At 75.1% G+C, this 23,595-nt stretch carries 27 protein-coding genes and 1 riboswitch; of the genes, 16 read left to right on the forward strand and 11 right to left on the reverse strand.

What is annotated here, in order from left to right:
- Nucleotides 1–15: 15 nt before the first annotated feature.
- Together NBH00_RS01535 and NBH00_RS01540 are read left to right on the forward strand one after the other, a co-directional pair.
- A complete protein-coding gene (locus tag NBH00_RS01535; protein WP_254571594.1) occupies nucleotides 16–876 on the forward strand; it encodes an alpha/beta fold hydrolase in 861 nt (286 codons plus the stop codon).
- Nucleotides 876–1,403, forward strand: coding sequence for an ester cyclase (locus tag NBH00_RS01540; protein ID WP_254571595.1), 528 nt, complete (start codon nucleotides 876–878; stop codon nucleotides 1,401–1,403). Before NBH00_RS01535 ends, NBH00_RS01540 begins: the two co-directional genes overlap by 1 nt.
- 490 nt (nucleotides 1,404–1,893) lie before the next feature.
- Here NBH00_RS01540 and NBH00_RS01545 read toward each other — a convergent pair whose 3' ends face one another.
- From NBH00_RS01545 to NBH00_RS01565, 5 genes are all read right to left on the reverse strand, one after another.
- Nucleotides 1,894–2,832, reverse strand: a complete 939-nt coding sequence (locus NBH00_RS01545) for a VWA domain-containing protein (protein ID WP_254571596.1) — start codon at nucleotides 2,830–2,832, stop codon at nucleotides 1,894–1,896.
- Complete coding sequence (locus NBH00_RS01550) at nucleotides 2,829–3,677, reverse strand: DUF58 domain-containing protein (protein WP_254571597.1); 849 nt, start codon at nucleotides 3,675–3,677, stop codon at nucleotides 2,829–2,831. The genes NBH00_RS01545 and NBH00_RS01550 overlap by 4 nt, the downstream gene beginning before the upstream one ends.
- Nucleotides 3,678–3,742: 65 nt before the next feature.
- A complete protein-coding gene (locus NBH00_RS01555) occupies nucleotides 3,743–4,789 on the reverse strand; it encodes an AAA family ATPase (RefSeq protein WP_254571598.1) in 1,047 nt (348 codons plus the stop codon).
- A gap of 45 nt (nucleotides 4,790–4,834) precedes the next feature.
- Nucleotides 4,835–5,800 (reverse strand): VWA domain-containing protein, encoded by a 966-nt coding sequence (locus NBH00_RS01560; RefSeq protein WP_254571599.1) that lies wholly within the window; start codon nucleotides 5,798–5,800, stop codon nucleotides 4,835–4,837.
- Nucleotides 5,797–7,050, reverse strand: a complete 1,254-nt coding sequence (locus NBH00_RS01565; protein ID WP_254571600.1) for a S1C family serine protease — start codon at nucleotides 7,048–7,050, stop codon at nucleotides 5,797–5,799. Before NBH00_RS01565 ends, NBH00_RS01560 begins: the two co-directional genes overlap by 4 nt.
- A gap of 30 nt (nucleotides 7,051–7,080) precedes the next feature.
- Between NBH00_RS01565 and NBH00_RS25680 the strand changes: the two genes are divergently transcribed.
- The 4 genes from NBH00_RS25680 to NBH00_RS25690 all read left to right on the forward strand — a co-directional run bounded on the left by NBH00_RS25680 (nucleotide 7,081) and on the right by NBH00_RS25690 (nucleotide 8,697).
- Entirely contained in the window at nucleotides 7,081–7,479 is a 399-nt protein-coding gene (locus NBH00_RS25680) for a glycosyltransferase family 39 protein (protein ID WP_437126601.1), read from the forward strand.
- A gap of 18 nt (nucleotides 7,480–7,497) precedes the next feature.
- Entirely contained in the window at nucleotides 7,498–7,698 is a 201-nt protein-coding gene (locus tag NBH00_RS25685) for a hypothetical protein (RefSeq protein WP_437126602.1), read from the forward strand.
- Nucleotides 7,699–7,951: 253 nt separating this feature from the next.
- Nucleotides 7,952–8,548 carry a hypothetical protein gene (locus NBH00_RS01575; protein WP_254571601.1) on the forward strand — a complete coding sequence of 199 codons (597 nt, stop codon included), beginning with the start codon at nucleotides 7,952–7,954 and terminating at the stop codon, nucleotides 8,546–8,548.
- Complete coding sequence (locus tag NBH00_RS25690) at nucleotides 8,497–8,697, forward strand: hypothetical protein (protein WP_437126635.1); 201 nt, start codon at nucleotides 8,497–8,499, stop codon at nucleotides 8,695–8,697. Before NBH00_RS01575 ends, NBH00_RS25690 begins: the two co-directional genes overlap by 52 nt.
- A 34-nt stretch (nucleotides 8,698–8,731) precedes the next feature.
- Here the strand turns inward: NBH00_RS25690 and NBH00_RS01580 are convergent, their stop codons facing one another.
- The gene (locus NBH00_RS01580) at nucleotides 8,732–9,034 is read right to left on the reverse strand and encodes a hypothetical protein (protein WP_254571602.1); all 303 of its coding nucleotides are present in this window, start codon (nucleotides 9,032–9,034) and stop codon (nucleotides 8,732–8,734) included.
- A 327-nt stretch (nucleotides 9,035–9,361) separates the two neighbouring features.
- Here NBH00_RS01580 and NBH00_RS01585 point away from each other — a divergent pair, with 327 nt between their 5' ends.
- Both NBH00_RS01585 and NBH00_RS01590 read left to right on the forward strand, forming a co-directional pair.
- Nucleotides 9,362–10,858 (forward strand): plastocyanin/azurin family copper-binding protein, encoded by a 1,497-nt coding sequence (locus tag NBH00_RS01585; protein ID WP_254571603.1) that lies wholly within the window; start codon nucleotides 9,362–9,364, stop codon nucleotides 10,856–10,858.
- A 243-nt stretch (nucleotides 10,859–11,101) separates the two neighbouring features.
- On the forward strand, nucleotides 11,102–12,199 hold the full coding sequence (locus NBH00_RS01590; RefSeq protein WP_254571604.1) for an aminotransferase-like domain-containing protein: 1,098 nt from the start codon (nucleotides 11,102–11,104) through the stop codon (nucleotides 12,197–12,199).
- An 82-nt stretch (nucleotides 12,200–12,281) separates the two neighbouring features.
- Here the strand turns inward: NBH00_RS01590 and NBH00_RS01595 are convergent, their stop codons facing one another.
- Complete coding sequence (locus NBH00_RS01595; protein ID WP_254571605.1) at nucleotides 12,282–12,998, reverse strand: metal-dependent transcriptional regulator; 717 nt, start codon at nucleotides 12,996–12,998, stop codon at nucleotides 12,282–12,284.
- A gap of 46 nt (nucleotides 12,999–13,044) precedes the next feature.
- On the opposite strand from NBH00_RS01595, the gene NBH00_RS01600 reads away from it, so the two are divergent.
- Nucleotides 13,045–13,851: an SDR family NAD(P)-dependent oxidoreductase gene (locus NBH00_RS01600; RefSeq protein WP_254571606.1), complete on the forward strand. Its 807-nt coding sequence runs from the start codon at nucleotides 13,045–13,047 to the stop codon at nucleotides 13,849–13,851.
- Nucleotides 13,852–13,921: 70 nt separating this feature from the next.
- Here the strand turns inward: NBH00_RS01600 and NBH00_RS01605 are convergent, their stop codons facing one another.
- Nucleotides 13,922–14,896, reverse strand: a complete 975-nt coding sequence (locus tag NBH00_RS01605; RefSeq protein ID WP_254571607.1) for a LysR family transcriptional regulator — start codon at nucleotides 14,894–14,896, stop codon at nucleotides 13,922–13,924.
- A 170-nt stretch (nucleotides 14,897–15,066) separates the two neighbouring features.
- Here NBH00_RS01605 and NBH00_RS01610 point away from each other — a divergent pair, with 170 nt between their 5' ends.
- The 7 genes from NBH00_RS01610 (at nucleotide 15,067) to NBH00_RS01640 (ending at nucleotide 22,013) form a co-directional block, all read left to right on the forward strand.
- A complete protein-coding gene (locus NBH00_RS01610; RefSeq protein ID WP_254571608.1) occupies nucleotides 15,067–16,020 on the forward strand; it encodes a DMT family transporter in 954 nt (317 codons plus the stop codon).
- Nucleotides 15,956–16,903, forward strand: a complete 948-nt coding sequence (locus tag NBH00_RS01615) for an ATP-dependent DNA ligase (protein ID WP_254571609.1) — start codon at nucleotides 15,956–15,958, stop codon at nucleotides 16,901–16,903. The genes NBH00_RS01610 and NBH00_RS01615 overlap by 65 nt, the downstream gene beginning before the upstream one ends.
- 6 nt (nucleotides 16,904–16,909) lie before the next feature.
- Nucleotides 16,910–17,503, forward strand: a complete 594-nt coding sequence (locus NBH00_RS01620; RefSeq protein WP_254571610.1) for a leucyl/phenylalanyl-tRNA--protein transferase — start codon at nucleotides 16,910–16,912, stop codon at nucleotides 17,501–17,503.
- A 1-nt stretch (nucleotide 17,504) separates the two neighbouring features.
- Nucleotides 17,505–18,500: a glycerate kinase family protein gene (locus NBH00_RS01625; protein ID WP_254571611.1), complete on the forward strand. Its 996-nt coding sequence runs from the start codon at nucleotides 17,505–17,507 to the stop codon at nucleotides 18,498–18,500.
- A gap of 153 nt (nucleotides 18,501–18,653) precedes the next feature.
- Nucleotides 18,654–19,832, forward strand: a complete 1,179-nt coding sequence (locus NBH00_RS01630; protein ID WP_254571612.1) for an NAD(P)H-dependent glycerol-3-phosphate dehydrogenase — start codon at nucleotides 18,654–18,656, stop codon at nucleotides 19,830–19,832.
- Nucleotides 19,833–19,926: 94 nt separating this feature from the next.
- Nucleotides 19,927–20,003: riboswitch (cyclic di-GMP riboswitch) on the forward strand.
- Nucleotides 20,004–20,091: 88 nt separating this feature from the next.
- Complete coding sequence (locus NBH00_RS01635; protein WP_254571613.1) at nucleotides 20,092–21,303, forward strand: ice-binding family protein; 1,212 nt, start codon at nucleotides 20,092–20,094, stop codon at nucleotides 21,301–21,303.
- A complete protein-coding gene (locus NBH00_RS01640) occupies nucleotides 21,300–22,013 on the forward strand; it encodes a L,D-transpeptidase (RefSeq protein WP_254571614.1) in 714 nt (237 codons plus the stop codon). Before NBH00_RS01635 ends, NBH00_RS01640 begins: the two co-directional genes overlap by 4 nt.
- On the opposite strand, the gene NBH00_RS01645 is transcribed toward NBH00_RS01640, so the two are convergent.
- From NBH00_RS01645 to NBH00_RS01655, 3 genes are read right to left on the reverse strand one after another with little or no spacing between them, the layout of a single operon-like run.
- A complete protein-coding gene (locus tag NBH00_RS01645; RefSeq protein WP_254571615.1) occupies nucleotides 22,003–22,167 on the reverse strand; it encodes a hypothetical protein in 165 nt (54 codons plus the stop codon). The two genes, NBH00_RS01640 and NBH00_RS01645, sit on opposite strands and share 11 nt — an antisense overlap.
- Before the next feature lie 12 nt (nucleotides 22,168–22,179).
- Nucleotides 22,180–22,998: an HAD family hydrolase gene (locus NBH00_RS01650; RefSeq protein ID WP_254571616.1), complete on the reverse strand. Its 819-nt coding sequence runs from the start codon at nucleotides 22,996–22,998 to the stop codon at nucleotides 22,180–22,182.
- Nucleotides 22,999–23,052: 54 nt separating this feature from the next.
- A complete protein-coding gene (locus NBH00_RS01655; RefSeq protein WP_254571617.1) occupies nucleotides 23,053–23,589 on the reverse strand; it encodes a DoxX family protein in 537 nt (178 codons plus the stop codon).
- Between the last annotated feature and the right edge of the window lie 6 nt (nucleotides 23,590–23,595).

The following is a 23,595-nucleotide window of genomic DNA, read 5'->3' on the forward strand; positions in this document are numbered from 1 at the left end:
TTACGCTCCCTGGCCATGTCCGAGAACAGCCCCGCCCTGTACCGCGCCGGCCGCGGCGAGCCCGTCGTCCTGCTGCACGGCTTCACGGGAACCTGGGCGCACTGGCGCCCGGTGCTCGCGGACCTCGCCGCCCGGTACGAGGTCATCGCCCCGACGCTCGCCGGCCACGCCGGCGGGCCGCCGCTCGAGGTCTCCGAGCGCGCCGTCATCCACGACGCGGCCGACCACCTCGAGCAGCACCTCGACGACCTCGGCGTCGGGACCGCGCACTTCGTCGGCAACTCGATGGGCGGGCTGCTGTCGCTCGAGCTCGCCAAGCGCGGCCGCGCCCGCAGTGTCGTCGCGTTCTCGCCCGGCGGCCTGTGGGATCCGAGCGGCCCCGAGGCCGACCGGATCGCCGCCTTCTTCACCCGCCAGATCAAGCTCACGAAGGCGACGATCGGCCAGGCGCCGCGCCTCGTCGCCCGCCCCGGCGCTCGCCGCGTGGCCTTCCGGGACATCATGCGCCACGGCGAGCTCGTCCCGGCCGCCGACGCCGTCGACCTCATGCGCACGTCGATCGAGTGCCGGGTCGTCGACGACGTCCTGCGCGCCCTGCGCAGCGGCCAGGCGCACATCGAGGGCCTCGAGCAGATCACCTCCCCGACCCGCATCGCCTGGGCCGAACGCGACCGCATCCTCCCGATGGCGACGCACTCGCCCCGGGCCCGCCGCGAGATCCCCGACGTCGACTACGTCGTCCTGCCCCGGGTCGGGCACGTGCCGATGTGGGACGACACGCGCCTCGTCGTGCGGACGATCACCGAGTTCGTCGACCGGTACGTCACCGGGGAGCCCGCGGCGGAGCACAAGACCCCGGCGGCCGCCGCGTCCTGATGGCGATCCTGGACCGCGGCGCGCTCGTCGCCGCGCGGGAGGCCGTCGTCCGCGAGCACATGGAGTCCGAGAACCGCCACGACTTCGACGCCACCCTCGGGACGTTCTCCCACCCGCGCTACGAGATCATCCCCACCGGGGACGTCTTCGACGGGACCGAGGCGGTGGCCGCGTACTTCGAGGAGTCGCGCCGTGCCTTTCCCGACCAGCGCAACGAGCTCATCGACCTCCATCACGCGGACGACGCGACGATCGCCGAGTTCGACCTCCTCGGGACCCACCTCGGCAACTTCCGCGGCCTCCCGCCGACCGGTCGCGCGTTCACCTGCCGGACGCTCGCGATCTTCGTCTTCGCGCCGGGATCGGACCGGATCGTCTGCGAGCGCGTCTACTTCGACAGCGCGAGCATCCTGCGCCAGCTCGGGATCGCGAGCGACCCGCTGAGCCTCCAGGGCCGCCTCGGCGTCGTCATCGGCCATCCGCTGACGATCGGGCGGGCGGTGCTGCGGCAGGTGACGGGGCGGTAGGGCGGGCGGGGCCGGGGCGGGCGCGGGTGCGGGCCCGGGTGGTGCTCGCGAGGCCCGCGGCGCTGAGGCGCCGGGTGGTGCTCGCGAGGCCGCGGCGGCGCGCCGGGTGGTGCTCGCGAGGCCGCGGCGCTGACGCGAGAGGGCCCTTACAGGTGCGAGGCGCTCGAACAGCGGGCTGGTTACGGGGGTGGGGAGATGCTCGCGTGGCGAGGTGTGACCTCCCAGCGTGGCTCTGGTGAGGCGGGAGGTCACACCTGGGTCCGCGGCGCGGTGAGTGGAGGATCGCGGTTGCTCAGCAACCGCGATCCTCCACTCACCGCCGGACCCGCACGAACGCCCCGCCATCCGAGCCTTCGTGCGCCTCGGCCACGCGGCAGCCTCCCTCCGCCGTAACCAGACGGCTGTAAGCGCGACGCGCCCACGCAGCCTCACTGCGCTTAGCACCGCGTGCCTCGCGTCCCGCGCCTCGCCGCGCGGCGCCCGCGCCGCCCTACATCGCCCGCCGCCGCGCCGCGAGGCCGCCGGCGGCGATGAGCAGCAGCAGGCCCGCGCCGAGCGGGTAGCCGACCGCGTCGCGGGTGACGGGCTTGGAGCCGAGCTGCGACCCGAGCGCCTGGTAGATCGACCCGAGCCGGCCGGCGTCCTGGGCGGTGAAGGCGCGGCCGCCGCTGGCGTCCGCGATCTGGCGCATCCCCTCGGGATCGGGGACGGCGGGGAGCGGCGGGCCGAAGGGGTCGGGGTTCGGGACCGTCGCGTCGGCGCTGCCGAGCGCCACGGTGTAGACGGGGACATTCATTGCCTTCGCCTGCCGCGCGACGTCGACCGGGTCGGAGCCCTGCGTCGTCGTACCGTCGCTGAGGAGGACGATGGCGGCGGGCGTGCGCGTCGTCTTCTTCGGGCGCAGGAGCCCGAGGGCGACGGCGAGGGCGTCGCCGGTCGCCGTGCCGCCGTTCGCGACCTGGCGGGCGATGGCGGCCTTCGTCACCGCGTGGTTCGTCGAGGGCGCCTCGACGTCGTCCGGCTCGGCCGAGTAGGCGACGATGCCGACCTTCACGCCGCTCGGGAGCTTGTCGACGAAGGACGTCGCCGCGTTCTTCGCCGCCGTGAGCCGATCGGGCGTGACGTCGTTCGCCGCCATCGAGCCCGAGTGGTCGGTGACGAGCATGATCGACGCCTCCTGGAGCGCGACGCGGACCGTGTGCTTCGGGTGAGCCGCGGCGACGACGAGGGCGGCGAGGGCCGCGAGCGCGACCGCCGACGGCAGCCAGCGCCAGTACGCCTCCTGCGGGTTCGCGGCCCGGGCGAGGGACGCCGCGGCCGGGAAGCGCATCGCGAAGCGGTCCCGGCGGCGGCTGCGCGAGGCCATGAGCAGGGCGAGCGCCGGGATCGCGAGCAGACCGAGGAGGGCGATGGGGGTCGCGAACGTCACCGCAGCTCACGCCCCAGGGCGAGGAGCCAGTTCTCGTCCGTCCCGAGCGCGACGTGCCCGACGCGCAGGCGGCGCAGCTCGTCGTGCAGGTGGGCGCGGCGCTCGGCCTCGATCGCGGCGAAGCGCTCGCGGAGCGCCCGCGAGGAGGTGTTCACGCGGACGCTGCGGCCGGTCTCCGGATCGACGACGGACAGCGGGCCGACGTCAGGCAGCTCGAGCTCGCGCGGGTCGAAGATCTCCACGCACAGGAGGGAGTGCCGGGCGCGCAGCGGGCCGAGCGCGAGCGCCGGGTCGAGCGCCGAGCGGAAGTCGGAGACGATGACGACGAGCGCCGGCTGCTGGGCGAGGCGCCCGAGGGCGGCCGCCGCGTCGTAGAGCGCATGCTCGTCCTCGGCGCCGTCGGGGGCGACCCCCTCGGAGAGGACGTGCCGCAGCGCGCCGAACGCCGTCCGGCCCGCCCGCAGCGGCGTGATCCGCGGGGTGCCGGGCGCGCCGAAGCGGACGAGGCCGAGCGCGCCGGCGCGGCGCAGCGCGAGCTGCCCGACGACCTGCGTGACGCCCTCGGCGATGTCCCACTTGAGCCGCTGCGCGGTCCCGAAGGCCATCGACGCGGAGACGTCGAGCAGGATCCACGTCGCCTGCGTCCGCTCGGGGACGTGGAGGCGGACGTGGGGCTCGCCGGTCCGCGCGCTCGCGGCCGGGTCGAGGTGGCGCACGTCGTCCCCGACCTGGTAGCCGCGCAGCTGCGAGAGCTCCGTGCCCGCGCCGACGCCGGGCGCGCGCAGGTCGCCCGGTTGCGAGCGGGCGCTGTGCCGCGTCAGCGCGACATCGAGGGCGTCGATCATCGGCGCGGGCAGCGGCCCTGGTCCCTGCCGGGCGGCGGGGAGCTCGAGTGGGGTGCGCCCCTGGATCAAGCGGCGCGGCTCCGGCCCGACGTCAGACCGTGGCCCGACGGGTCGGCGACGGTCGCGATCGTCCGGTCGAGGATGTCGTCCGGCGTGATGCCCGAGGCGAGCGCGTCGTAGGAGAGGACGAGGCGGTGGCGCAGGACATCCCGCGCGAGGTCCCGCACGTCCTGCGTCGTCGCGTGGCCGCGGCCGCGGAGCAGCGCGAGGACACGCGCCGCGTGGACGAGGCCGATCGAGCCGCGCGGGCTCGCGCCGTGCTGGACCTGACCGGAGAGCTCGTGCAGGCCGTGGGCCGCCGGGTTGCGGGTCGCGTCGGTGAGGGCGACGGCGTAGGAGATGACCTCGCGGCCGACGATGACCTCGCGGGCGGCGTCGCGGTAGCGGGCGAGCCGGTCGAGCGTGAGGAGTTCGCGCACGTCGCGCTCGCCGGCGAGGCTGCGCCCGACGACCGCCGACTCCTCGCTCGTCGTCGGGTAGTCGACGAGGACCTTCATGAGGAAGCGGTCGACCTGGGCCTCGGGCAGCGGATAGGTGCCCTCGGACTCGATCGGGTTCTGGGTCGCCATGACGATGAACGGCTTCGGCACCTCGTAGGCGGTGCCGGCGATCGTCACCTGGCCCTCCTGCATGACCTCGAGCAGCGCCGACTGGACCTTCGCGGGTGCGCGGTTGATCTCGTCGGCGAGGACGAAGTTCGCGAAGACCGGGCCGAGGCCCGTCTCGAAGTCGCCGCTGTTCGGGCGGTAGATCCGCGTGCCGATGATGTCCGAGGGCACGAGGTCGGGGGTGAACTGGATCCGCGCGAACGAGCCGCCGAGGACCTGCGACATCGTCTTGATCGTCAGCGTCTTCGCCAGGCCGGGGACGCCCTCGAGGAGGACGTGACCGCCGGCGAGCAGCGCGACGAGCAGGCGCTCGAGCATCGCGTCCTGGCCGACGATGACCTGCTTGATCTCTTGCAGCGCCTCCTGGAGGGCGGCGCGCGGGTCGTCCGAGACCGGCGCGGGCTGCGCGGGGTCCGGCTGGCTGGGCGGCGTGAAGTCGGTCATGGTCTGTGGGGGGCCTGAGGGGTCGGGGTCACGGGGAAGAGGGACTCAGATGAGGCGGCCGAACCAGCGCACCGAGGTGCCGCCGCCGATGAGCATGAGCAGCGCCGCGGCAGCCGCGAAGGCGGGGACGATCGAGCGCTTCGCCTTGCGGGTGCCGAGCTCGGAGCCGAGGCGCTCGTACACCTGCGAGAGCTTGGCCGACGACGCGCTCGCGTAGAACGCGCCGCCGCCCGCCTCGGCCATCTGCCGCAGCGTCGTGGGATCCGGCGGGACGGGCTTCGTCTGGTAGGTGCCGTTCCTGCGCATGACCCGGATCGTCCCGTTCGGCGTGCCGAGCGCGACGGTGTAGACCCGCACGCCGGCCTTCTTCGCGGCCGCCGCCGCCTTCACGGGATCGACGCCGCGGGTCGAGGCGCCGTCGGAGAGCAGGACGATCGCGGCGGGGGCGCGGCTGTCGGTCTGCTGGCGGCGGCTCGACGGGCGCAGGATGCCGACCGCGGTCTGGACGGCGACCCCGGTCGCGGTGCCACCGCCGGCCTGCATCTGCTGCAGCGCGTCGAAGGCGGCGGCCCGGTCCTGCGTCGGGGACTGCAGGACCGACGCGCGCTGGTTGAACGCCATGATCCCGATGTTCACGCGCTTCGGGATCGTGTTGAGGAACTGCTCGGCCGCGTCACGCGCGGCGCTCAGGCGGTCCGGGGTGATGTCGGTGGCGAGCATCGAGCCGCTCACGTCGGTCATGAGCATGATCGACGCGCGCTCGACGGGCACGGCGACGGACCGCTGCGGTCGCGCGACGGCGAGCAGCAGCGCGACGAGGGCGAGGCCGAAGATGAGGTACGGGACGTGCCGTCGCGGGCCGGGCCGCTGCGGGCTGTGCGAGTCGGCGAGCACGGGCGAGGCGAAGGCCGCGGCCGCCCGCCCCTGCTGCCGGGTGCGCGCGACGTAGACGGCGACGAGCACCGGCACCACCACGAGCGCCAGGAGGGCGGTCGGGTGGCCGAAGCTCACGGGGTCGTCGCGGGTCGGACGCCGAGCGTGATCGTCCGGTCGACCACCTCACCCGTGTCGCGGCGGACCTTCACGGTGATCTTGTCGCCGGGCTGGTGGGCGTTGACGATCCGGGAGATGTCGGAGAACTCGCGGATCTGGTCGCCGTCGATCGAGAGGATGACGTCGCCCGACACGAGGCCGCCGGCCTCGGCGGGGCCGCCGGGCGTCGTCTGCGTGAGCGTCGCGCCGGTGCCCGATGCCGAGGGCTGGGAGGTGATCCCGAGCCAGGCGCGGTCGATCCTCTTCCCCTTCGCGAGAGCGGGGATGACCTGGCGGACGGTGTTCGACGTCACGGCGAAGCCGATGCCGATGTTGCCGCCCTGGCCCGAGGATGAGCCGCCGGTCTCGATCTGCGAGTTCACGCCGATGACCTTGCCGCCGGTGTCGAGCAGCGGCCCGCCGGAGTTGCCGGGGTTGATCGCGGCGTCGGTCTGCAGCGCGTCGTCGATCTCGTAGTTGTTCGGCGCGGGGATCGCGCGGGCGAGGCCCGAGATGATGCCCTCGGTGAGCGTCCGGTCCAGGCCGAACGGGTTGCCGATGGCGACGACCTGGTCGCCGACCCGCACGGCGCTCGAGTCGGCGAGCTGGAGGGGCTTCGCGTCGGCCGGGGCGGACCCGGCGGGGAGCTTCACGACGGCGAGGTCGCTCGACGGATCGGTGCCCTTGACCTCCGCGGTGATGTCGCGACCGGTCGGGCCGAAGCGGACGGTGACGGTCTTCGCGTTGTCGACGACGTGGGCGTTCGTCGCGATCGTCTGGCGGTCTTTCACGAGGAACCCCGTCCCCTCGCCCGTCCCGGTCCGGATCGAGACGACGGCAGGGCTCGCGAGCGCGTAGATCTTCGTCGCGCGCGACTCGCCGGCCTTCGGCTTGATCGGCGTCGACGGCAGCGCCGGGAGCGCGGCGGTCGTGGACGCCCGGTGGCGGTCGTCGTGCGTGCCGATGAGGTAGCCGCCGGCGGCGATGACGCCCACGGTCCCCGCGACGAGACCGGCGACGATCGCGCGGCGGTAGGGCGGAGGGGGCGGGGCGTCGGCGACGGCGACGCGGGGCGGAGCGGCGCCGACAGCCGGCTGCGCGCGCGTCGGCGCCTCCGCCGCCGCGTCCTCCTCGACGTCGGGATCGGGCGCGTCGCCGCGGCGGCCGGAGGGCGCCTTCGACAGTTCGTCTCGCCAGGGGCCGGACCAGAGATGTCGCGGGGAGGGCATCGTGTTCGAACCTAGGTGCCCGACTTATGCGTGGTCTTAACCGGTGCTGAGCGATCCCTGAGCGGCGTCACGATCCCAGCAGCCTCTCAGGAAAGCCCCGCGGGCGGCCCAGCCCCGGCCCTCCAGCCTGCCCGCCATGTCGCTCTCCACCACCCCGGGGCGGCCTCGGCGCGGGTCTTCGGGTTCAGCAGCTGGGCGATCCTCGTGCCGCAGGCGCTGATGAGCGTCGCGAGCGTCTGGCTCGTCCACGACCTCGTCGCGCGCCGGTTCGGGCGGGCAGCCGGGTTCGCCGGCGGCCTCGCGCTCGCCGCCACGCCGATCATCTTCGCGATGTCGCGCCACAACAACCCCGACGCGCTGCCCGTCCTCTGCTCGACGGCGGCGCTGTGGTTCCTCGTCCGCGCGCTGGAGGACGGCCGCACCCGCTGACCCGTCCTCTCCGGCTTCATGGTCGGCCTCGGCTTCGAGACGAAGATGGCCGCGGCGCTGCTCGTCGTCCCGGCGGCCGCGGCCGCGTACCTGTACGTCGCGCCGAAGGGCCGCACCATCGCAGGGAAACAGCTCTCGCTCGGCGGCGCCGCGCTGGCGGTCGTCGGGCTCGCGTGGACGGTGCTCGTGTGGCTCACGCCCGCCGGCCGCCGCCCCTGAGTGTCCGGCACGAGCGACAACTCGATCTGGTCGCTCATCTTCGGCTACGACGGGCTCGGCCGGGTCGACGGCCAGGCGGGCGGGCCGACCGGCGCCGCCGGTCCCGGGGGTCCCGGCGGTCGGCGGTCCCGGCGGCGGGGGTGGTGGCCTCTTCGGCGGCGACCCCGGCGCCTGGCGCCTGCTGAACGACGCGCTCGGCGGGCAGGCCGGCTGGCTGCTCGGCTTCGCCGTCGTCGGCGGGCTCGCCCTCCTCGTGTCGACGCGTCTGCGCCGCAGCGACGCCCGCACCGGCTGGCTCATCGCGGTCGGCGGCACGTTCGCGACAACGGCCTGCGTCTTCAGCACCGCGACGGGCATCTTCCACCCCTACCCGGCATCGCTCGGCTGGCTGCCGCCGGTCCTCGGCGCGGCCGCCGTCGTCGCCGCGGTCGCCCTGGCGCTGCTCGGCGCCGGGCGGGCGCGGGCGGTCGCCGTCGGCGCGATCACCGCGGTGCTTCTCATCGCCCCCGCGACGTGGGCCGCGCAGACGCTCGACCACGCGACGAGCTCGACCTTCCCGGCCGGCGGCCCGGCGAGCGCCGCCGGCGGCTTCGGCGGGCCGGGCGCGGGCGCGACGGGCGACATGTTCGGCGGCAGTACGAGCCTCACCGCGGCACTCGCCTACGCGAAGGCGCACGGCGGCGGCACCGTCGCGGTCTCGAGCCAGCAGGGCGCCTCGGCCGCGATCGTCGCGAGCCCCGGCCCCCCGCGGACGTCGCGGCTCTGGGCGGCTTCTCCGGCCGCGAGAGCGAGGTCTCGATCACGTGGCTCGTCGACGCGGTCCGCGCCGGGAGGATCCGTTACGTCCTGACCGACGGGGCGGGCGGCGGCCCGCAGGACAGCCGCGTGGGCTCGAGCCTGCTCATGGCCGCGGTGCAGAAGGCGGGCGCCCGGACCACGGTGAGCGGCCTGTACGACCTGCAGGGCCGGGCGAGCGCCCTGACGGCGCTCGCCGGCTGACCCGCGGTGAGGCGGCGGCGCGGACGCCGCCGCCTCACCCGTGCGCGACCGGACGCGGCAGGTTGCCGGTCACCACGGCCGCGGGGCGCTCACGCCGGCGTGCCGCGAGGGACTGCGGCTCGCCGCGCGAGGTCTGGGGCGCCGCCGGAGCGGCGCCGTCGAGGAGGCGGAGCGTCACGGCGCAGATGCCGCCGGCGACGGTCACGATGAGCAGGAGCGTGAAGGCGACGGCGAGCACGGAGGACGCCGTCCACATCCACGCCTCGACGCCGACGACGCCGAACACGACGACGTTCGCGAGGGCGATGAAGAGCCCGGGGGAGCGATCGATGAGCATGCGTCGATGCTGTCGCCCCCGGGACCCCGTCCTCCGGACGGCCCACGGGCCTGGCTGCGTAGTTCGCCGCGGCCGTCGCTGCGGGCGGTCCGCGGACCGCCGCCCGTCCCCCGCGCCGCCCCCGCCCCCGCCCCGCCACGCCGCCCCCGTCCCGCCGCCCGCCGTCCCGCCGCCCGCCGTCCCGCCCCCTCACCCCGGCCCCGCGAGATCTGAATGAAGGTTCACGGTGCCCTGAGCACCCTGAACCTTCATTCACCTCGCGCCGGGCCGCCTGCAGGCCGGGGACGACCGGCAGGAGTTCCGCCCGCGCGCGCGTAATCCGCAGGCGTGACGTCCGCCCGCCTCGCGCCACGGATGGTCGCCGCTCTCGCGGCGGTCGCCGCGCTGGGCACGACGCCCGCCACGGCGACGGCACCGGCGCCGCGCCCGGCAGTCGAGCACGTCATCGGGTCGTCCCGGCCGTTCGACCTCGGCGGCTTCCAGACGCTGCTGCCGAAGGTCGACGTCCCCGCGCCGCACCGCGACGGCTACGTGACGCACATGACGGCGGAGCTGCAGTACGCGGACGGGCGGCGGGTCCCGATCCAGCGGGTCATGCTCCACCACCTCGTCTTCCTCGCCTCGGGACAGGGGGCCGGGCGCACCTCGTGCGACGACCGCGCGGGCGAGCCGTTCTACGGGACGGGGGAGGAGCACCAGGACCTCGTGCTGCCCGACGGCTACGGCTACCGCGTCGCGCCGCACATGCGGTGGCGGATGCAGGCGATGCTCATGAGCCACTCGGAGGCGTACGAGCAGGTCCGCGTCGTCTACCGCTACACGCTCGTCATCGGTCGGTCGCTCACCCCCGTCAAGCCCCTCTGGCTGCGCGCCAACGGCTGCACGCCGAACCCGAGCTACGACATCACCGGTGGCGGCGCGCCGGGCTCGGTCCACGTGAAGAGCCACGACTGGACGATGCCGCTGAGCGGCCGCATCGTCGCCGTCGGCTCGCACCTGCACGGCAGCGCGTACGGGATGAAGATCGCGGAGCCGGGCTGCGCCGGCCGCACGATCGTCCGCAACCGCGCCCGCTACGGCAACCCCCACGACCGGGTCTACCGGCTGCGGCCCACCCTCCACGAGCCGGGGCCGATCTCGACCGGCTACTGGATGTCGAGGATCGGCCTCCCCGTCGCCAAGGGGCAGGTCCTCCGGGTGACGGCCGCGTACGACGCCCAGTACCCGCACCCCCAGGTCATGGCGATCGACCACGTCTACGTCGCGCCGGACGAGGCGGCGGCGAAGACGCCGTGCGCGCCGCTGCCCGCGGACCGTCACATCCACTGGGGGCGTCACGACGGCAGCTTCCACTTCCCGCGCGTCATCGTCCCGCTCACGCGCCTGACAGCGGCCGGAGCCCCCGTCCCCGTCGACCGCCCGCCCGGGGCGCAGACGATCCTCACCGCCCGGCGGGCGACGATCCCGCTGAAGGACGCGCAGTTCGCGAACCCGAACATCTCGATCGCGGCCGGCACGACGCTCACCTGGAAGTGGCTCGACCGCGGCGTCGACCACAACGTGCTGCTCGCCAGCGGGCCGCGCAACGTGTCGAGCCCGACGCGCGGCTACGGGGCGACGTACCGGCGGCGGTTCGACACCCCGGGCACCTACCGCCTGTTCTGCTACCTGCACCCGGTGACGATGCAGGAGGTCGTCACCGTGCGGACCGCGGCGGGCACCGTCCCGTTCGACGAGTACGCGGGGGCGGACGGGCGACCGGTCTGGCCCGCGACCCGGCCCGATCCGCCCGTCTCACGCGCGACCCCGCGCAAGGGCGCCTGACCCGCCGCGACTGTCGGCGTGCGGCCGAACGGGGGATATGCCCCCACGAGACCGCACGCTCCGCTGGGCGCGTTCGTCGGCTCGACCGACATCGTCGCGGTGACGAACCCGCTGAGGTGCAGGGCACGCATCACGGGGCCGACACGCCAAGCGGCAGCTCCTGCGCTTCACATCGTCCGATCGGACACGCCAAGGGTGGGGAGTCACGTCGACGACGGGGGGAGTCATGGCATCATCAGGCGCATGCCCGACACGATCTCCTTCGCCCGTGGTGCGCCGTCCCTCGACATCGTCGACGTCGAGGGCCTGAAGGCCGCCGCCGCCGCCGCCTTCGACGAGGACGCCGCCGGCACCACCGCCTACGGCACGTCCGTCGGGTACGTCCCGCTGCGGAACTGGCTCGCCGAGCGCCACGGCGTGCAGCCGGAGAACGTGCTCGTCACGAACGGCTCGATGCAGGCCGACGCGTTCCTCTTCGACGAGCTCGTCTCCTCGGGCGACGCGGTCATCGTCGAGAAGCCGACGTACGACCGCACGCTGCTCTCGCTCAAGGGCCGCGGCGCTGACGTGCGCATGGTCTCCCTCGCCAGCGACGGCATCGACACCGACGAGCTGCGCGCGCTGCTCGAGTCCGGGGTCCGCCCGACGCTCGCGCACATCATCCCGAACTTCCAGAACCCGGCCGGCTACACGCTCTCGCTCGAGAAGCGCCACGCGCTGCTCGCGCTCGCGGCCGAGTACGGCTTCACGATCTTCGAGGACGACCCGTACGTCGCGATCCGCTTCACGGGCGAGCAGCTGCCCACGATGCTCGAGCTCGACGAGGGCAAGGGGAACGTCGTCTATGCGTCCTCGTTCTCCAAGACCGTCTGCCCCGGCATCCGGGTCGGCTACCTCGTCGGCGCCGCCGACACGATCAAGGCGATCGCGGGCCGGGCGACGAACACGTACATCTCGCCGAACCAGGTCGCGCAGTCGATCGTCTACCGCTTCTGCGTGGGCGGGGGCCTCGACCGCTCGATCGCGACGGTGAAGGCCGCGCTCGCCGAGCGCGTCGCCGCGCTGACGGCGGCGCTCGACCGCGAGCTGCCGGAGGCGTCCTACGTCGCCCCCGAGGGCGGGTACTTCATGTGGGTCTCGCTGCCCGAGGGCACCGACGTCGCGCAGCTGTTCACCGCGGCGGGCGAGCATGGCGTGACGTTCGTCAAGGGGACGGACTTCCTCCTCGAGGGCGGGGAGAACACCCTCCGCCTCGCGTACTCCGGCACGCCGGTCGCGCAGGTGGAGGAGGGCATCAAGCGCCTCGCCGCGGCCTACCGCTCGCTGCCCGCGGCGGTCTGAGCCGGCGGGCCCGCGCCGTCGGCGTGTGGTCTCGTGGGGGATATGACCCCGCGAGACCGCACGCCGCGGTCACCGCTCGGGGTCAGCGCCCGTAGCGGTCCTTCCCGAGGACGAGCGCCTCGGGAAGGGTCACGCGCGGCGGCGGTGACGGGTCGGCGACGACGCTCACCGTCGCGCCGACGGAGGGGGTGACGGTGCAGCGCGTGCCGTCGGGCGTCTCGACGACGACCTCCTCGGCGTCGCTGACGACGAGCGTCCCCTCGAGGTCGGGCTCCAGGCCGGAGCGCTTGAGGTAGTGCAGGAGATCCTCGGCCTCGTTCTCGAAGCGGAGGATGCGGACCTTCGCGCCGATCGAGACGTCCGCGAGCGGGACCCCGTCGACGCGCGTGCGGACCTCGATCGGGTGGCCGTGTGGGCAGGTCTTCGCGTCGCCGATGGCGCGCTTCATGTACGCCTCGAAGCGGGGGGACATCGCGTGCTCGAGGCGCTCGGCCTCCTCGTGCACGTCGTCCCACGGCACGCCGACGACGTCGGTGAGGTAGCGCTCGATGAGGCGGTGGCGGCTGACGATGTCGGTCGCGTGGACGAGCCCGGACTCGGTGAACGAGATCGCCTTGCTCGAGTCGCGGGTGATGTACCCGTCGCGCTCGAGGCGGCCGACCATCTCGTGGACCGTCGGCGCCGAGAGCTGCATCGCGCGGGCGATGTTCGCGCCGGTCATCGGCAGCCCGGCCTCGTAGAGCCAGAAGAGGGTCTGGAGGTACTCCTCCTCGGCGACGGTGACGGTGTCGGAACTCACCGACTCATCGTATCGGTGGGGCCCGCGCCTTCCATAGACTCGCGCGATGCAGATCCAGACCGGCACGCGCGCGTTCATCACCGGGGCCTCACGCGGGATCGGGCGCGCCCTCGCCGTCGACCTCGCCGGGCGGGGTGCGACGCTCGGGCTCGCCGCCCGGTCGACCGACGAGCTCGAGGCGCTGGCGGCGACGCTCCCCGGCGAGCACCACGTCCTGCGCTGCGACGTCGCGGACGAGGCGTCCGTCCGCGAGGCGATCGCCGCGTTCGCCGCGGCGGCCGGAGGCCTCGACCTCCTCGTCGCGAACGCCGGCCTGACGCACTACGGCCCGTTCCGCGATCAGACGATGGACCAGCTGCGCCAGATGACCGACGTCAACTGGTACGGGACGCTCTTCACGGTCCACGCCGGGCTCCCGCTGCTGCTCGCGCAGGCGCCCGCCCGGCCGGGACACATCGTCATCGTCTCCTCCGGTGCGGGCCTGCGGTCGTTCCCGAGCGCCGCGGTCTACGGGGCGACGAAGGCCGCGCAACGAATGTTCGGCGAGGCGCTGCGCCACGAGCTCGGCGGCACGGGCGTCGGGCTCACCGTCGTCTACCCGGGCGAGATCAAGTCCTCGCTCCACGACCACGAGAAGGCCCGCATGCCCGCCTGGTATCACGGCGACGAGAAGGCGGCACCGGCCGAGGCGCTCGTGGAGAAGATCGTCGCCGCCGTCGAGGCCGACGACCGCGCCGTCCACTTCCCGCCGTTCGTCCGCCTGCTCGGCGCGGTCCACGGCCTCTCCCCGAAGCTCGCCGACCGCCTCCTCCACCGCCTCCGCGGCGCCTCCGCGGCGCCGCGGCTCGACTGACGCGCGCAGCGCCCCGTCCTCCGGAAGGTGAATGAAGATCCAGGGGGCCCACCGCCCCCTGAATCGTCATTCAGGTCGGGTCGGGCGGCGCCGGCGCGCCCCCGGCGGGGCGCTGGCGGGGGACGCCCACCTCGTCGAGCTCCTTCACCCGCGTCGCCATCCGGTCCTCGGCGAGCCGCAGCAGCGCACGCGTCGCCGCCGACAGCTGCGCGCCGCGCCGCCAGATGAAGGCGAAGTTGTCGTACAGCGGCGGGGACATCGGGACCCAGCCGAGCTGCGGCGGAATGCGGTCGCCCATCCCGGCGAGCCACGCGCGCGAGGTGATCGTGTCGCCGTACCCGCGGCCCGCGAGCTCCACGGCCGCCTCCGGGTCCTCGACGTCGATGACCGGCTCGATGCGGACCCCGGCGGCCTGCGCGCGCTCGGCGAGCTGCCGGCGCACCGGGTCCTCGTTGCCGAAGGTCGAGTCGGGGAGGATGAGGGGAACGGCGGCGACGGCCTGGATCGTCGCGCGGTGGGCGAGGCGCTCGGGGTCGATCGACGCGTAGACGATCTCGTCGCGGGTGATCGGGCGCAGCTCCATCCCGCGGTCGTCGACGGGGAGGGCGACCATCCCCGCCTCGAGCGCCCCCGAGCGCACGGCGTCCGCGGTCTCCGACGAGTTCTGCCCGATGAGGCGCAGTCGCACGTCCGGGTAGCGGCGGCGGAAGTCGGCCGCGAGGTCGGTCCCGAGGAAGTAGCGCGCGCTGCCGAAGGTGCCGAAGACGGCGGTGCCGCCCTTGAGCTCGCGGATCGCGCCGACGGACGCGCGCGCCGCCTCCGCGGCGTCCAGGACGGCGATCGCGTGGGAGCGCAGCGCCTCGCCCGCCTCGGTGACGACGAGCCCCCGCCCGACCCGCCGGAAGAGCTGCACGCCGAACTCGGCCTCCAGGCGCCGGACCTGGTCCGACAGCGACGGCTGCGCCATGTGCAGCTCCTCGGCGGCCGCGCTGAACGACCCGTGCTCACAGGCGGCGAGGAAATACTCGAGCTGCGCCAACGTCAAGGCAGAACCTCCTGGTTGTCAAGCCAATCAAGGCTACCGCAATGGCTTGCCGAAGCGGAACATGCTTGACATGACCTTCTTCGCCATCCTCATCGGAACCGCCGCCGTCGCCATCGCCTCGCCCCGCTACGGCACCGACAGCCGTCGCGACGAGAAGAACTGGTAGCCGCGTGGACCCCCGCGGGACCGGACTGGTGGTCGCCTCTGCGGCGAGCTTCGGCGTCATGGCCGTGCTCGCCAAGGACGGCGCCTCCACGGGAGCCGGCGTCACCACGATCCTCACCGGTCGCTTCCTCGTCGCGGCGGTCCTCTTCGCCGCGCTCGCCGCCGCGCGGGGCACGCGCCTGCGCACGCTGCCGCGCCGCGCGGTCCTGCAGACGCTCGCGCTCGGGGCCGTCCTCTACGCGACGGAGTCGACCGTGTACTTCAGCGCGCTGGACCACGTCGACGCGTCGATCGCCTCGCTCGTCATCTGCACCTACCCGGCGCTCGTCCTCGTGCTCGCCGTCGCGCTGCGCCGTGAGCGCGCCCACGCCCGCCAGCTCGTCGCGCTCGTCCTCGCCCTCGGCGGCGCGCTCCTCGTCCTCAGCGCCGGAGCCGGCGGCCACATCGACGGGATCGGCCTAGCGCTGACGCTCGGCTCGACCGTCCTCTACGCCACGTACGTCACCGTCGCCGACGGCGTCTCCGGCGACCTCGACCCGCTCGCCTTCGGCGGCCTGCTCTCCGCCGGCGCCGCGACGTCGCTCGTCGTCCTCGGGACGCTCACGGGCCGCCTGCACCCGGCGGCCTACGCCGACCCGTCGCTGCTCGCCGACGTCGCGCTCATCGCCGTCGTCTCCACCGTCCTCGCCGTCACCGCGTTCTTCGCCGGGATGCGCCGGATCGGGGCGACCGGCGCATCGACCGTCGCGTCGATCGAGCCGGTCTTCACCGTCCTGCTCGCCGCGGCCTTCCTCCACGAGCGGCTCACGGGCGTGCAGGCGCTCGGCGGCCTCGTCGTCCTCTCCGGGATCCTGCTGGTGAAGGGCGGCCACGTGCGGGGTAGCCTCCCGGGCGATGGCTCTCCCGCTCGCCCCGCCCCTCCTGCCGCAGCTCGCCCGCTCACGCTCGAGCCTGCCTGACGAGGAGGGCGCCTGGGGCTACGAGCCCAAGTGGGACGGCTTCCGCTGCGTGGCCTTCGTCGACGGGACGGAGGCCGACCTGCGCTCGCGCAACGACAAGCCGCTCACCCGCTACTTCCCGGAGCTGGCCTTCCCCGAGGGCCGCTACGTCCTCGACGGGGAGATCGTCATCCTCGACGCCGAGGGGGGCACGGAGTTCGACCTACTCGGCCAGCGCATCCACCCGGCCGCCTCGCGGATCGAGCGGCTGAGCGTCGAGACCCCGGCGGTCTTCATCGCCTTCGACCTGCTCGCGCACGGGGACGAGGTCCTCATGGACCGGCCCTACGCCGAGCGCCGCGCCGCGCTCGAGCAGCTCGTCTCAGGGCCGGTCCGCCTGACGCCGATGGTCCGCACGGCCGCCGAGGCGGAGGACTGGCTGCACACGACCGAGGGCGTCATCGCGAAGGAGCTCGGCGCGCCCTACCGGCCCGGCGAGCGCAAGGGCATGGCGAAGGTCAAGCGCCTGCGCACCATCGACGCGGTCGTCGCCGGCTGGCGGCCCGGCAAGGAGGAGGGGACGCTCGGCGCGCTCATCCTCGGCCTCTACACGCCCGAGGGCGACCTGCGCGTCGTCGGTCACTCCTCCGGCTTCACCGCCAAGCGCAAGCGCGAGCTCCCCGACGAGCTCGCCCCGTACGAGGACGGGAGCCGCGGGACCGGCGACCCGTCGCGCTGGAAGTCGGCGAAGGAGCTCGAATGGATCGGGCTGCGGCCGGAGCTCGTCGTCGAGGTGACCTTCGACCAGGTGAGCGACGGGCGCATCCGGCACGGCGCGAAGGTCGCCCGCTGGCGCGAGGACAAGCCGCCGCGCGAGTGCACGGTGGACCAGCTGGACAGCTGAGCGCCGATGACCCGCCACGTCGACGAGGTGGAGCAGGCCCTCTACCGCTACGCGGCGGGGGCGTTCCCGATGGACGACGAGCTCGCGCCGGACCTGCCGTGGTACGTCGCGCCCCAGCGGGCGGTGTTCGAGCTCGACGAGGAGGCGCGCGCGGCACTGCGCCGCAAGGTCCGGCGGGACGTGCGGGCGTGCGAGGCCTTCCGCCTCGGCGTCGACGAGGCGTACGACACGGTGCTCGAGCTGTGTGCGGCACCGCCGTCCGGGGAGGGCGTGTGGATCACGCCGCGGCTCGCGCTCCTGTACCGCAGGCTCCATCGGGCGGGCTTCGCGCACAGCTTCGAGCTGTGGACGCCGGAGGGCGAGCTCGCCGCGGGCATCCTCGGGATCGTGATCGGGCGGGCGGCGATGCTCGAGTCGATGCGGCGCAGGCGCCCCGCGGCGGGGAACGCGCTGCTGTCCCGGACGCTCGACCACCTCGCCGCCGCCGGCATGGTCCTCTGCGACATCCAGCTCCCGACGCCGCACACGCGCCGGCTCGGCTGCGTCCTCGTCGAGCAGGCCGAGTACGAGGCGCGCCTGCAGCGGGCGATCGGGGGCTGACGTGGCGCGCCGTCCCTGCCTCGTCGCCCCCGACAGCTTCAAGGGGACGTCCACCGCCGCGCAGGTCGCGGCGGCGATCGGGCGCGGGCTCGAGGCGGCCGGGGAGCCGCCGCCCGACCTCTGCCCGCTCGCGGACGGCGGGGAGGGGACCCTCGCGGTGCTCCTCACCGCGCTCGGCGGGAGCACCGGCGGCGCGCGCGTCAGCGGTCCGCTCGGCGCCCCGCTGCACGCGGGCTACGCGCTCGTGGAGGACGGCGGGACCGCGATCGTCGAAGTCGCCGCGGCGAGCGGGCTCGGCCTCGTCCCCGAGGAGGCACGCGGGCCGGACGCGGCCTGGGAGGCCTCGACGCGCGGCACCGGCGAGCTCATCGTCGCGGCCGCCCGCGCGGGCGCGGAGGTCGTCCTCGTGGCGGCCGGCGGGTCGGCGACGAGCGACGGCGGCGCCGGGGCGATCGCGGCGATCGAGGAGGCGGGCGGCCTCGGTCACGCGAAGCTCGTCGTCCTCTGCGACGTCCGCACGCCCTACGAGCGCTGCGCCGAGGTCTTCGGGCCGCAGAAGGGCGCCGACCCCGCGACCGTCGACCGGCTGCGGGCGCGCCTCGACGCGCACGCCGTGGCGCTGCCGCAGGACCCGCGCGGCGTCCCGCTCAGCGGTGCGGCCGGCGGCCTGGCGGGCGGGCTGTGGGCCGCGTTCGGCGCGCACCTCGAGCCCGGGGCGCCGTTCGTCCTCGACGCCGTCGGCTACGACGAACGGATGCGCGCGGCGCAGGCGGTCGTCCTCGGGGAGGGGCGCCTGGACGCGCAGACGCTGCAGGGCAAGATCGTGGGGGAGGCCGCCACGCGGGCGCGACAGGCGGGCGTCCCGTGTCACGCGATCGTCGGCGAGGACGCGCTCGAGCCCTTCGGCCACCGCATCGTCGACGTGCACGTCGTCCGCGAGGCGACGACGCTCGCGGAGATCGAGGCCGCCGCGGCGTCCCTCGCCGGCGTCCTCTGAGGCCGGCCGCGCCGGCGCGGCATCGCGCGGCTCGGGTCCGTCGGTCATCTCCTCGGCCGCCGGCCGATGGGGAGCCGGACCTGAGCGGTGCTGCGCATCGGGCGCGCCGCGAGTCGCCGGGACGGGCTCGGCCGATACGCTCGCCGACGCACCGTGCCGGAACGCCCGCGTCCCCAGCTGCCCACGCCCCTGCGCGGCGTGAACTTCCCGACTCCCTTCGGACGGCGGGCAGTCGTCGTCGGCGCGGGCTCGTTCGGGACGGCCGTCGCGGTCCTCCTCGCGCGTGGCGGGTTGCGCACGACGCTCCAGGCGCGCACGCCCGAGCAGGCCGAGCGCCTGGACGCCGACCGCGAGAACGCCGTCTACCTCCCGGGCGTCCGGTTCCCCGACGCGCTGCGCATCGGCCACGTCGGGGACGGCCTCGCGCGGGCCGACTACGTCCTCCTCGGGGTCCCCTCGCGCGGGCTGCACGAGGTCATCGACGGGCTCACCGCGGCGGGGCTTCCGCCCAAGGCGAAGCTCGTGTCGCTCGCCAAGGGCCTCGTCCCCCCGGACGGCATCGCGCCCACGGTGATGCTCCGCCAGAGCTTCGGCGCCGGTCGCGTCGGCTGCATCGGCGGACCCGCCCACGCGCGCGAGATGGTCCACGAGGGCGCGGGGCTCGTCGCCGCCTCGGAGGACGAGGAGCTCGCGCACGCGCTCGCGCAGGTCTTCATCCGCGCGGGGGTCGTCTGCGAGGAGTCGAACGACCCGGTCGGCGTCGAGCTCGCCGGGGCCGCGAAGAACGCCGCGGCGCTCGCCGCCGGGGCGACCGAGCGGCAGGGCCTCAACGCGGCAGGGGCGGCGGCCGGGCACATCTTCGCGGAGGTCTGGCGCTTCGCCGCCATGCAGTCCCCGCCCGCGCAGCCGGAGTCGATGATCGGCCTCGCGGGGACGGGCGACCTCGTCGCCACCGCGCTCGCCCCGCAGTCCCGCAACCGCCGCGCGGGCGAGCTGCTCGGCGAGGGCGTGCCGACGGAGGAGATCCCCGCCCGCATCGGGCAGGCCGTCGAGGCGCTCGAGTCGGTGCCGCTGCTCGCCGCCGCGCTCGAACGAGCGGGCGTCGACGCGCCGGTGACGAGGGGCCTCGCCGCGCTCATCGCCGGGGAGCTGCCGCTCGAGGGCTGGATCGGTCTCGTCCGCACGACCGTCCCGCCGCCGGCCCGCTTCCGCCGCCTCGGCGCGGACGGGCGTCCGCTCCGCGACCGCTGGTGGACCCGCCTGGCCCGCCGCCGGCGCGAGTGGCACGCGGCGCGACGGGCCGGGCTGCCCGCGCCGCCGCCCGGCCGGTAGCGCCCGCACGGCCGGCCGGGACCGTTCGCAGCTGACCGTCCGGCTCAAGCCGGGCCGGGGTTCTGCCGATGCGGACGGACACCCCCGAGCAGTTTCTCGACCAGGGCACCCCCGTCGCGAGGCGGGTCCGCAACGCCACGGGACTCCACCGGAGTCAGCCGGGCTGCCAACACCGTGGTGCTCCTGACCGCCTCCGGGCCGGCCGGCACACAGCGTCTCGAGGATCGTCACAGCGGCTGCTCGCCCCGGAAGGACCCCCATGTCGAGTCCCCTCAAGCGCATCACCGTGGCCGTCGGCCTCGGGCTGGCGCTCGCAACCGTGCCGGCCGCCGCGCAGGCGTCGGCGGTCGACCTCGGGACGGCGAAGCCGTTCGTCGTGCTCGGCGGCTCGACCGTCACGAACACCGGCCCCTCGGTGCTCGGCGGCGACCTCGGCGTGTCCCCGGGCACCGCGCTCGTCGGGTTCGGCCTCCCCGCCGTCGTCGGCGGCGCGACCCACGCCAACGACGCGGTGGCGCTGCAGGCGCAGGCCGACCTGACGACGGCCTACGGCGTCGCGGCCGGTCAGCCCGTCGCCCCGGCCGACGACCTGACGGGCGTCGACCTCGGCGGCCGGACGCTCACCGCCGGGGCGTACCGCTTCACCTCGTCCGCCCAGCTCACCGGCCAGGTCACCTTCGACGCCCAGGGGGACCCGGCGGCGCAGTTCGTCGTCGAGGTCGCCTCGACGCTCATCACCGCCCCGGCGAGCTCGGTCCGGCTCGTGAACGGCGCGTCGGCCTGCAACATCTACTGGCAGGTGGGGAGCTCCGCGACGCTCGACACCGCGACCGCCTTCCAGGGGAACGTCCTCGCGCTCACGAGCATCACCCTGAACACCGGCGCGACCGCCACGGGGCGGATGCTCGCCCGGAACGGCGCCGTGACGCTCGACACGAACGTGCTCGTGCGCCCGGATTGCGCCACCGGTTCGACGACGACACCGGCCGGCACCACGCCCCCGGCCGGCACCCCCGTGCCCACCGGCCCGGTTCCCGCTGGTCCGGTTCCCGCCGGTCCGGTCCCCGCTGGCCCGGTTCCCGCTGGCCCGGTTCCCGCCGGCCCGGTATCGCCCGGTTCGCCGTCCGCCGCGACGCCGCCGCTCGCGGTCCCCGTGCCCTCCGAGAAGACCCACGGCGGGACGTCGATCTTCGTCGGCTCCCCCCGCGGCAACTGCACCGCCGGCTTCCGCGGCGCCGTCGGCGGCCGCCGGATCAAGCACGTCGCCTTCAGCATCGACCGCCGCCGGCTCACCGCCCTGCCGGGCCCGGGGCATCACGTCTACGTCCTCGCGGGGCCCGGTATGCACTGGGTCCGCGCCCGCGTGACGTACACCGACGCCACCCGCGCCCGCACGCTCAAGCTGCGCTACCGCGCCTGCGCCGCCGCCGTTCTGCGCCCCCGGCCCGGCCCGGCCGCGTTCACCGGATGACCCGCTCCGTGCGTGTCGCCCTGGCGGGCACCCTCGCCGCGCTGGCCTGCGTCCCGGCCGCGGCCGCGGCGGCCGCGGGCCCCGCGGTCCCGGCGAACCAGCCGCTCGTCGTCCTGCGGGCCGACCACGTCGCCCGGGCCCGGCCCGCCGCGGCCGCGGCCGTCGTCGAGACGGTGAGCGCCCGGCGGCCGCTGACCGGCGTCCCGACGATCCTGCCGGTGCTCGGCCACGCCACGGACGCCGCCGGCGCCCGCTGGGTCCGCGTCCGGCTCCCCGGGCGGCCGAACGGCCACGTCGGCTGGATCGCCACCGTGCAGACCGACGCGTCGTCCACCGAGTGGCTGCTCGCGCTCGACCTCTCCGCGCGGCAGGTCACCGTCTACCGCGACGGCCTGGTCGCCCGGCGCTTCCGCGCGGTCGTCGGCAAGGCGTCCACGCCGACCCCGAGGGGCCGCTTCTTCGTCGAGGAGGCGGTGGCCCTCAGCGCGCGCGACGCGGGCGCGCCATTCGCGCTCGCCACGAGCGCCCGCTCGAACGTCCTGCAGGAGTTCGACGGCGGGCCCGGTCAGATCGCGCTGCACGGGACGAACAACATCTCGGGCGCGCTCGGGACCGCGTCCTCGCACGGCTGCGTCCGCGTCGCCACGAGCGCGATCCGCTGGCTCGCCGCCCGCATCGGCAGCGGCGTCCCGCTGATCGTCAGGGCGTGACGGCGGGGCCGACGAGCGCGACCGCGAGCGCACGCGGCACCGACCCCTCGCCGTGCGCCTTGCGGTCGGCGTGGATGAGGTACGCCATCGCCGCCGCCACCACGAGCAGCGCGAGCAGGAACTTCCAGCCGTAGGTGCGCAGCCACTCGCCCATGTCGCCGGGAGCCTACGCCCGCTCGGCGAGCGTCGTCACGACCGCCTCGTAGACGCCGGCGCCGTACCCGGCCTCGGTGATCCGGACGGTGCCCTCCGCGGCGCCGACGGCCTCCCGCATCGACGGGTCCTGCTCGATCGCGTTCGCCATGAGCCAGAAGGTGCGCACGGCGGCCGCCATCTGCAGGTCCTCGCGCGAATCGCCGCAGGCGATCGTCTCGTCGCGCTCGTAGGCCCGGGCCTGCCGGTGGAAGGCGAGCCCGGCCGCCTTGGAGACCGTGCGCGGGACGAGGTGGTAGGCGCGCACCTGGTCGAGGGCCGCGAGGTCCGGGGAGCGGCGGTGCACGCCGCCGTTGTCGAGCAGCCGCAGCGAGCCGAAGCCGTGCTGCTGGAGCAGCGCGTCGGCCTCGGCGGTGTCGACGTGCCCGCGCAGCAGGTGGCTCACCTCGCGCCCGGCGGACCAGGGCAGGTGCTCCTCCAGGCGGCCGCGGTAATGCTCGAGCAGCAGCGCGGGCGCGCCCGCCGCCGCGACCTGCTCGTGGATCGACTGCGCGCCGGGCTGCCACTCGCCCGTGAGCCAGTGCACCTCGCCGTCGAGCAGGACGCCTGCGCCCGCCTCGAAGACCGCGGACGTCTGGCCGAGCAGCCGGGCGGTCTCGGCGATCGTCCGCTGCCCGCGCCCGGTGACGATGCAGAGCTCGACCCCGGCCCGCGCGCACGCCTCGATGGCGCGGGCGCCGAGCAGGCTCGGCTTCCTCTCGCCGCCGAGGAAGAGGTTCCCGCCGGGCCCGAGGAGGGTCCCGTCAAGGTCGACGTACACGCAGCGCAGCACCGCCGGGCAGCGTACCGGCGGGGCGCCCGCGGCCGCGGCCGCCCCGCCCGCGGATCAGGCGGCGGCCGCGGCCGCCGCCGGCGTCGTCCCGCCGACCGGGGGGATGAGGCCCGCCTCGGTCGCCTTCAGGACGGCGGCGGTCCCGCCGACGCCGGCGGCGAGCTGCGCGAAGGCGCTGAACAGGCTGCCCTCGTCGGCGTCGCGGAACCAGTCGAGCGAGAGCGACCCCGGGCCCTGCGCGGTGATCGCGAAGACCGCCGCCATGAGGACGAGGTTGTACTCGAAGCCGTTCTTCGTCGCCCACGGCCCGTTCTGGGCGTGGACCTTGTGGATCGCCATCGCCATCGTGCCCGTCACCGCGGTCGCGCCGAGCGGCGTGAGGAACCCGGCCGCGAGCAGCGCGCCGCCGCCGGCCTCCGCGGCGCCGGCCACGGTCGCGTGCGTCCGGCCGGGCGTCAGGCCCATCGACTCGAACGCCTCCCCGGTCTTCTCCAGGCCGCCGCCGCCGAAGGCGCCCGTCAGCTTCTGCAGGCCGTGCCCGACGAACAGCCCGCCGACCACCACGCGCAACACCGTCATTCCGAGTCTCATGTCTTC

The organism is Paraconexibacter antarcticus (assembly GCF_024220175.1).
Classification (GTDB): Bacteria; Actinomycetota; Thermoleophilia; order Solirubrobacterales; family Solirubrobacteraceae; genus Paraconexibacter; species Paraconexibacter antarcticus.